Annotated in this window: 8 protein-coding genes, 1 other RNA gene and 1 pseudogene; 6 read left to right on the top strand and 4 right to left on the bottom strand. The window is 53.7% G+C overall.

Annotation, left to right across the window (positions count from 1 at the left end; all coding sequences use genetic code 11):
* Together ACN0V1_RS11405 and ACN0V1_RS11400 are read left to right on the top strand one after the other, a co-directional pair.
* Window positions 1-306: pseudogene (locus tag ACN0V1_RS11405) on the top strand (hypothetical protein); the annotation flags it as partial.
* Entirely contained in the window at window positions 303-1,289 is a 987-nt protein-coding gene (locus ACN0V1_RS11400; protein WP_417545100.1) for a tyrosine-type recombinase/integrase, read from the top strand. The pseudogene ACN0V1_RS11405 and the gene ACN0V1_RS11400, both read left to right, overlap by 4 nt.
* Before the next feature lie 485 nt (window positions 1,290-1,774).
* Here the strand turns inward: ACN0V1_RS11400 and ssrA are convergent.
* The 3 genes from ssrA to smpB form a co-directional block, all read right to left on the bottom strand.
* Window positions 1,775-2,137: a transfer-messenger RNA gene (gene ssrA, locus ACN0V1_RS11395) on the bottom strand.
* A gap of 87 nt (window positions 2,138-2,224) precedes the next feature.
* Window positions 2,225-3,643, bottom strand: a complete 1,419-nt coding sequence (locus tag ACN0V1_RS11390; RefSeq protein ID WP_417545099.1) for a WS/DGAT/MGAT family O-acyltransferase — start codon at window positions 3,641-3,643, stop codon at window positions 2,225-2,227.
* Window positions 3,644-3,782: 139 nt separating this feature from the next.
* Complete coding sequence (gene smpB, locus ACN0V1_RS11385; protein ID WP_417545098.1) at window positions 3,783-4,262, bottom strand: SsrA-binding protein SmpB; 480 nt, start codon at window positions 4,260-4,262, stop codon at window positions 3,783-3,785.
* 178 nt (window positions 4,263-4,440) lie between these two features.
* On the opposite strand from smpB, the gene ACN0V1_RS11380 reads away from it, so the two are divergent.
* The 3 genes from ACN0V1_RS11380 (at window position 4,441) to ACN0V1_RS11370 (ending at window position 6,872) form a co-directional block, all read left to right on the top strand.
* Window positions 4,441-6,066: a sodium-dependent transporter gene (locus ACN0V1_RS11380; RefSeq protein WP_417545097.1), complete on the top strand. Its 1,626-nt coding sequence runs from the start codon at window positions 4,441-4,443 to the stop codon at window positions 6,064-6,066.
* 73 nt (window positions 6,067-6,139) lie between these two features.
* Complete coding sequence (locus tag ACN0V1_RS11375; RefSeq protein ID WP_417545096.1) at window positions 6,140-6,595, top strand: type II toxin-antitoxin system RatA family toxin; 456 nt, start codon at window positions 6,140-6,142, stop codon at window positions 6,593-6,595.
* Window positions 6,582-6,872: an RnfH family protein gene (locus ACN0V1_RS11370; RefSeq protein WP_417545095.1), complete on the top strand. Its 291-nt coding sequence runs from the start codon at window positions 6,582-6,584 to the stop codon at window positions 6,870-6,872. The genes ACN0V1_RS11375 and ACN0V1_RS11370 overlap by 14 nt, the downstream gene beginning before the upstream one ends.
* Here the strand turns inward: ACN0V1_RS11370 and ACN0V1_RS11365 are convergent.
* Window positions 6,869-7,195: an outer membrane protein assembly factor BamE gene (locus tag ACN0V1_RS11365; protein WP_417545094.1), complete on the bottom strand. Its 327-nt coding sequence runs from the start codon at window positions 7,193-7,195 to the stop codon at window positions 6,869-6,871. The genes ACN0V1_RS11370 and ACN0V1_RS11365 overlap by 4 nt on opposite strands.
* Before the next feature lie 122 nt (window positions 7,196-7,317).
* Between ACN0V1_RS11365 and fur the strand changes: the two genes are divergently transcribed.
* Window positions 7,318-7,728 carry a ferric iron uptake transcriptional regulator gene (fur, locus tag ACN0V1_RS11360; RefSeq protein WP_417545093.1) on the top strand — a complete coding sequence of 137 codons (411 nt, stop codon included), beginning with the start codon at window positions 7,318-7,320 and terminating at the stop codon, window positions 7,726-7,728.
* Window positions 7,729-7,776 lie beyond the last annotated feature (48 nt).

The following is a 7,776-nucleotide window of genomic DNA, read 5'->3' as shown; positions in this document are numbered from 1 at the left end:
TGGACCAAGCTTAGGGAAGACATCGGCTTCGGCTATTCAGCCCCGGATCTGCTCTACAAACGCGCAAAAAAGGAACCCGGTTGCGGCAACGAAAAGAACGTCTCCCTGGCCTTCGGAAACCTGCTTTCCATCTATGCCCGCAACCGGTTTAACGCAAGACAGGCCTGGGACTGCCTCAAGAAATCTGGCCTCTGGGAAGATCTGTGCGCCTATTACCGGCGAAGAGAAATCTATGAAAACGAACTCTTCCAGCTCGTCCAGGACGGACTCATAAGACGACGACTGCTCACTAAGGTGGCCGCATGATCCGAAAACTTCCTTCAGGACGTTGGCAGGTAGACCTGCGCACGGATGGCCGGGGTTCAAAGCGTATCCGCAAAAGCTTCGATTCAAAAGCTGAAGCAAAGCGATTTGAAACGTACGTTCTGACGAAGAGCGCAGAAGGCAAGGAGTGGAACCCGTCCAAAGCCGACAACCGAAAACTAAAGGACCTGGTTAAGCTCTGGTTTGATGCCAAAGGTGTCCACCTGAAGGACGGAGAACGCCGCAAGCGTTGCCTGGACGCGATCGCAGACTTTATGGGGAATCCAATTGCCAGAACCGTAAAGCCGGGGTCCTTCTTGGCCTACCGAGCCCATAAACTCCAAAAAGGGGCGAACAAGAAAACGCTGAATAATCATCTTGGATACGTCAACGCCGTTTATAACCAGCTCCGCCGACTCGATGAAATCGATTACGACAACCCGATCAGGAATGTTGAGATGATTCGCCTGGATGAAAGGGAGTTATCCTGGCTCACAATCGAGCAGATCCGACACCTGCTAAAAACCATCGAAGAATTCAGTCAGAACCCACACGTTCACCTGCTAACCAGAGTTTGCTTGGCTACTGGTGCCAGGTGGGGAGAAGCTGAGAATCTTCAGTTACGCCACGTCCAGGAGGGAAAGCTTACTTTCGTGAACACGAAAAGCGGGAAGTCCAGGTCTGTGCCTGTAGCGCCTGAGCTATTCAAGGAGATCCAAGAGCACCTGAAACAACACGGCGGTTTTAGCTTTTCACTGTCGGCCTTCCGCCGCGCTTTGGAAAAGTCGGGAATTCAGCTTCCGGCGGGTCAGTCTGCCCACGTCCTCCGCCACTCGTTTGCCAGTCACTTCGTCATGAATGGCGGCGATATTCTCTCGCTTCAAAAGATCCTTGGGCACGCTTCAATCACTATGACAATGCGCTATGCGCACCTATCTGGCGACCATTTATTGGCGGCTAAGGCTCTGAATCCGCTTGAATATTGAAAAAGTTATTTTTTTGACACGCAAAAACGTGACCAACTCCACAGGATCGGGTATTATCCAGTGGTCGTAGGCACGACAAGGAGCATTAGGAGGGTGCAACCTCAAAATGCAATGGCTGTAGTATCGAAATTGGACGCTGATTATATCGCTTGTTTTATGAAAGTAAACCCTTGGTTTATTTTTCGCAAGTAAAAAGATCAGTTGCTATGGCCTTCTGAGGGACCAGTTCAACTAACTGTGTGAAAGAAGGAGGCCATATGGCCCGCAAAACTGAAGTATATAAAAGTGCCGACAATGGCGAGTTTGTGTCCGAGGACTACGCGAAGAAGCATCCGAAGACAACTTACAAAACCAGTGTCAAAAAAGGTCCAACAAAGTCTAGAGGTAAATAAAGGCTAGGTGGACTGATCGTGGACAGTTTCTAGTTGCGCTGTCTTTGATCCATAAAAAAAGCCCCTGAAATCAGGGGCTTTCTCTTGGTTGGTTGGTGGAGACGGCGGGAATTGAACCCGCGTCCGCCAGCACTGTGCCTTGAGATCTACATGCTTGTGTCCTTCTATTGATTTAACCTCTTGCGACCCGAAGGCCAGGGTGCAAAAGGCGAGTTCTTTAAATCTTAGCCGTTAGACAGTGAACTCTGGATAACGGAGCATCCCGTAAGCGATGACGTCCTGAGATGTAGCTCTGGGCTACGGGCGACCCAGTCAGGACGACTAGCAGCTTACGCTGCTAGTGCGTAGTTTTCGTCGTTTGCGACTATTGCATTGCAGCTTTGGATTAACGAGATTCGCTGCCATCTCGACATGCACCCAAGGGTTCGCCACCAGCGTCGAAGCCATGTCGTCCCCTTACCCACAGTATATGTGGGCGCCTCGCATAACTTCAAGGCTTCTTTGTTGCTGTTTTGCACAGGCAAGTTTGCAAGGCTCAGTATGTCAGCTTGCCTGGCGCTTTATATTCTCATGCCGGCCCGCTAATGCCGCATGGCTCATGGCTTTGAAGCTTTCGCAGAAGTAGCCCATCACGGCATTCGGGTCTGCGTGAATGGCTTTGTCTACGGTAATGCCGAATTGCACGGTGCCAGCGTAGCTGAAAATGCTCATACCAATACCGATATTGCCACTTTGTGGAACCCAGAACATGGGTTGTATCAGCTTGCTACCAGCTAGATATACCGGCTCTTTGGGCCCGGGTACGTTGGTGAGCACCGCTGAGGCTTTGTTGCTCAGTAAGTCCAGCGCCCGCCGCTCCAGAATATCCGGGCCACGCCCAAACAGATCGAGCAGGCTGTAGGTAACCTGAGCCTGATAGGACTGCTTGAGGCGGGTCATGTTCTCCTGAACCTGGCGGAAGCACATTACCGGGTCTTCGATTTCGACCGGCAGGCATGCCAGAACCAGGCCAAACTGGTTTCCCAGGGTTTCGATGGGCTGGTTGAGCGGCCGAAGGTTGAAGGGCACCGCGACACGGATGCCGCAATCCGGAATAACTTCCTTGCTTGCTTTGAAATGCCGGTGTAGAGCACCAGTAGCCGCACAGAGCAGTGCGTCGTTGATGGTCCCGCCCAGCGCTTTCGCGCAGGCTTTTACTTCAGCCAGGTCTAGCGGTTCCGCCCAGGCAACTTCCTTGCGCCCTGAGAGCGGGCTTTTCAGGCAGGTTTTCGGCTCGAACGGTGAGAGCCCCAGTTTGAGCAGATCTGCAGCAACGCCGCTGGCAGTGCTCACCAGCTTCAAAGGGTAGTTGGGCTCTTCGCGCACGGATTGGATAAACAACCTGGCCTGGTGCGTTGCAGCCCCAGTGGTATCCAGGACGCGGTGCAGAAACTTGCTGATGGTCGAGGATTTGCTTTGCGGCCGAGGCCGGGACGGAAACGTTGTTTGCTTGCAGGGCTCCGGCGTCTTGTCGGTCAGGGAGAGAAGCACCCGTACCAGTGAAATACCATCCGCAATGCAATGATGGATACGGATCAGAAGCGCGCAGCCGCCATCGTAGTTGTCGATATAGTGAATTTGCCAAAGGGGACGTCGCAGATCCAAAGATGTGCTGTTGAGATCGCTGGTCAGCGCCTGAAGCTCTGCTTTCCCGGCTTTTCCGGGAAGTGCTATCCGGTGCAGGTGGTTGTCGATATCGAAGAGAGGGTCGTCTTGCCAGTAAACCTTGCTACCTTCATCAACAACCCTCTGGCGAAACCGCTGAAAACGCAGGAAACGCTCATTCAGAAGGTGTCTCAGCCGGTTGATGGCAATTGGCTTATCAAATACCAGAACCGTCGAGATCATCATCGGATTGCTGGGCGTGTCCATCCGCAACCACGAGCGATCAACAGCCGCCATCGGAATCCGTATAGGTGACATAAGCCCTCCCCCTGCGGTGTGCCGTAACCCGGCAGTATAAGCAGGGTAAAAAACGGTGCATAGAGGAAGAGTATGCGACACAAGACGTTGCTCGCTCATGACGCGGATCAGAATAATTGCTGCTTGTAATGGGTGCCGGTCAGGCGTTTCCTTCACGCAGGATGCGCTGCTTTTGACGGTCCCAGTCGCGTTCTTTCTCCGTAGCGCGCTTGTCGAACAGCTTTTTGCCTTTCACCAGGGCGATTTCGCACTTCACTTTGTTCTTTTTCCAGTACAGCGCCAGCGGCACGCAGGTTTGGCCAGCCTGGCTCGTTTCCCCGATCAGCTTGGCCAGCTCTTTGGCGTGCAGCAGCAGCTTGCGGGTGCGCGTGGGGTCAGCAATAACGTGGGTGGAAGCCGTGGTAAGTGGCTCAAAGTGCCCGCCCAGCAGGAATGCCTCGCCGTCTTTCAGCAAAACATAGGCGTCAGTGATCTGGGCCTTGCCAGCTCGTAGAGATTTTACTTCCCAGCCGAGTAAAACCATCCCCGCTTCAAAGCGTTCTTCTATATGGTATTCGTGCTTCGCCTTCTTGTTAAGGGCGATGGTACCGCTTGGCGTACCGGCTTTTTTCTTGCTCATGAATCAGTTATCCGGGTTCGGACGAGTGAACGGGCCGACCGGACTCAGGTCGGCAAAACGCGCATTGTAGCCCAGGAGTGCCAGATTGGTCACGAAATGGCCGCCGAAGGCGTTGCCGGTTCGTATGTAATCGAGTCCTTCGGCTACACTATCTGACCAGACTCTTTCAGGGGCGCAAATGCCTACGCCGTATCAGACACATATCGGGTCGTTTACCCGAAAATCAACCTTTTTCTGGGCCGCAGTAGGTGCAACTGTGGGTCTGGCGAATCTTTGGCAGTTTCCCTATCTGGCGAGCCAGCACGGTGGTGGCTTGTTTATCCTGCTGTATCTCGGGTGTCTGTTGCTCGTCACTCTGCCCCTTATGGTTACCGAAGCCTCGATTGGCCGCTACGCCCGCCATGGCATCGTGCTGGCGATGGATGGGTTGATACGCAGTGCTAAAAGCTCAAGAGTGTGGATGGCGGCGGGCCGGCTAAGTGTTCTGGCTGCCTTTGTTGTGCTGTCGTTTACCGCGGTTTTTGGTGCCATCGCGTTGGCCTATGTTTTTTTTGGTGCTTTAGGCCGGTTTTCGGGCGCGAGCCAAGCGGAGGCTACCAGTGTGTTGGCCGGGCTTGTTTCTGACCCGAGAGCGTTTCGCGAGTTTATGGGTTGGCATGCGTTTTTTTTGGTTATGGTGCTTTGGGTGTCCGGGCAAGGTGTGGTTGGGGGGCTTGAGCGTGCCTTCAGAATTGTAGTCCCAGGCACGCTCATACTCATGCTCGCGTTGTTCGGGCTTGCCGCTTGGCATGGCAGGATTGATGGCGCCATCAGTCAGATCCTTGAGATGCACCCAGAAGACCTCACCTGGGCCTCCTTGAGGGCAGCGCTGTTCCATGCGTTCTTCACGCTTGGTCTTGGAATGGGGGTGTGGGCTGTTCTGGGTGCCTATACCACGCCGGATACACGCCTGAAGCGATCCATTCTGGCTGCCGTGTTGATGGACACGCTGGTGGCGATTCTGGCCGGGTTGATGATTTTTTCCATGGCAACTGAAAGCAACGTGTTTGATGGCGAGCGCGGGTTCAGCCTTCTGTTTGTCTCGCTACCGGTTACGCTTGCACAGCTCCCTGTGAGTCAGTTCGTTATCGCGACGGTCTTTCTTATGGTGGTGATGATTGTATGGGCGACCGCGCTGGCTTTGCTGGAGCCGGTTGTTGGCTGGTTTCGTGAATGGACAGGCGCGCCTCGGGGGTTGTCTGTGGTACTGGTGGGTCTGGCAGTTTGGCTCGCAGGATTGGCCTCCCTGTTATCGTTCAATGTGTGGGCGGAATACCGCTTGGGTGGTGCGACGGTTTTTCGCTGGCTGGAACTGGCAACCGGGGGATTGATGATTCCATTGGTGGCGATTCTCATTGCGCTTTTTACCGGTTGGTGTCTGACGCGCAATCTTTCGAGAACCATGCTTGGGGCGGCGCCGAAGCTTTTTGGTACAATCTGGTTCTGGGTTATGCGCCTGGTGTTACCTCTGGTTGTTGTTTATATCGGCATCCATTACACCACGGCTTCATTGGCAAACCTTTGCGACAACGGCAGCAAAGCATTTTGGTGTGAGCAAGCGCCGGGTATGGTTTTCCGGGGTGAGGGTGGTGTGCCCACTGAGGATGCAGAATCGCACGCGCGAGGCGCAATCGAAGGTGGAACGGTTGAGAAGCCAGGAGGACTGCTCCCGGCAGATCAGCCGTCTGCAGGTGGGTCTGGTGAACAGCAATCGTCCCCTGAAAATGCCCCTAAAGACGACGATATCCTTTATCATAGCGTCTGATTGCAGCCTTGTTCGAGCTTGAGGCGTCTGCAGTCATTATTAAAGCGTATTTGTAAGCAGGACAACCGGTTCAATGCCCCATCAGATTGATAAAACAGCCCTGGTAATGCACTCTGCCGAGCGCATGTTTCACCTGGTTAATGACATAGCCCGTTATCCGGAGTTTCTTCCTTGGTGTGCGGGGGCCGAGGTTCACCACCATGGCCCGGAACAGATCATGGCGTCGTTGGAGATAGCCAAGGGAGGCGTGCGCCATAAGCTCACCACTCGCAACCAACTGCTGATGCCAGAGGCCATTGAAATGAACCTTGTAGAGGGTCCGTTTCGAAATCTTACGGGTCGCTGGCACTTCAAGGCGCTCAGTGAGAGCGCCTGTAAAGTGGTGCTGACGCTGGAGTTCGAGTTTTCAGGTTCGCTGTCGCGCATGACCTTTGGGCCAATATTCAATCAGGCGGCGACCACTATGGTGGATGCTTTCTGCCGTCGCGCAGATGACATATACAAGGAGGCGCGTCATGCCTCAAGTTGAAGTGGCGTATGCCCGGCCCGATAAGCAGGAAATCGTTCCCGTGCAGGTGCCAGAGGGTGCAACTGCCGTTGATGCGGTCAAATTGTCAGGCATTTGCGCAATCTTTCCGGAAATCGACGCAGATTCCATCGATATGGGGATATTCGGCAAGGTTATTAAAAATCCGGCGGATCATGAGCTGCGCGACGGAGACCGGGTGGAGTTGTATCGCCCGCTCCAGATTGACCCGAAGCAGGCGCGCCTGAACCGGGCCAAAAAGAAAACCGGTCCAGTTTAATAGGCTGGCGTTTCTTCCAGAAGCTCTGCTTCGTGATGTGAGTAACGGTCGGCGTCGTAATGCACAATGATACGTTGTTCTTCGATATCACCGCCGCGGCGCTGGAACGTGTACACGTAGTACTCCCGGGAAGGGTCGACCGGGTTCAGTATCAGAGGGCTGCCGAGTAGCGCCTGAACCTGGCTTCGCGGCATGCCTTCGTTAAGTTTGGCCAGCTCTTCTTCAGTAACAATGTTGCCTTGCTGGACGTTGATCTTGTAAACGCCCGGGAAAGCGCAACCAGACAGAACGAGAGTGAGAATGAGAGCTGTGAGCTTTTGCATCGCCGGAGGAAATCCTCTATCTTGAAATCGCCTGCCAAGGGCAGGTGTGGCACGGGTTAACCGTTAAATGGCGGCTTCATCATACCGGAAGCCGTGAGGCACACCAAAGAGTGAATAGTAACATGTCATCTGAAAACGCCGAACTACGAAAAGTCGGTCTCAAAGTAACTCTGCCGAGAGTGAAGATCTTCAACATCCTGGAAAACGCCAAGGACCATCATCTCAGTGCTGAGGATGTGTATAAGCGGCTTCTGGATCAGGGGGATGATGTGGGGCTAGCCACTGTATACCGTGTATTGACCCAGTTTGAGACGGCGGGTCTGGTGCTGCGTCATAATTTTGAAGGCGGCCACGCGGTATTCGAGATGGCGGGCGAAGATCATCACGATCATATGGTTTGCACCCAGACAGGTCAGGTGATCGAGTTTGTCGATGACGTAATAGAAGAGCGTCAGCAGAAAATTGCCAAGGAGCACGGCTACGAAATTGTAGAGCATAGCCTGATTCTTTACGTTAAGCCCATCAAGTCGTAAGCGCGCAGCGTTGATGATTGAATAAAAAAGGGGCAGGCCGTGAAGCCT

The sequence above is a fragment of the Marinobacter sp. genome, from assembly GCF_048266785.1.
Classification (GTDB): domain Bacteria; phylum Pseudomonadota; class Gammaproteobacteria; order Pseudomonadales; family Oleiphilaceae; genus Marinobacter.
This window is presented reverse-complemented; position numbering and strand designations above follow the sequence as displayed.

What these genes read in the sequence shown, in the direction of transcription:
- ACN0V1_RS11400 (WP_417545100.1), top strand. Translation starts at nt 303, where the DNA reads ATGATCCGAAAACTTCCTTCAGGACGTTGGCAGGTAGACCTGCGCACG.
- ACN0V1_RS11390 (WP_417545099.1), bottom strand. Translation starts at nt 3,643, where the DNA reads ATGTCACCTATACGGATTCCGATGGCGGCTGTTGATCGCTCGTGGTTG.
- smpB (WP_417545098.1), bottom strand. Translation starts at nt 4,262, where the DNA reads ATGAGCAAGAAAAAAGCCGGTACGCCAAGCGGTACCATCGCCCTTAAC.
- ACN0V1_RS11380 (WP_417545097.1), top strand. Translation starts at nt 4,441, where the DNA reads ATGCCTACGCCGTATCAGACACATATCGGGTCGTTTACCCGAAAATCA.
- ACN0V1_RS11375 (WP_417545096.1), top strand. Translation starts at nt 6,140, where the DNA reads ATGCCCCATCAGATTGATAAAACAGCCCTGGTAATGCACTCTGCCGAG.
- ACN0V1_RS11370 (WP_417545095.1), top strand. Translation starts at nt 6,582, where the DNA reads ATGCCTCAAGTTGAAGTGGCGTATGCCCGGCCCGATAAGCAGGAAATC.
- ACN0V1_RS11365 (WP_417545094.1), bottom strand. Translation starts at nt 7,195, where the DNA reads ATGCAAAAGCTCACAGCTCTCATTCTCACTCTCGTTCTGTCTGGTTGC.
- fur (WP_417545093.1), top strand. Translation starts at nt 7,318, where the DNA reads ATGTCATCTGAAAACGCCGAACTACGAAAAGTCGGTCTCAAAGTAACT.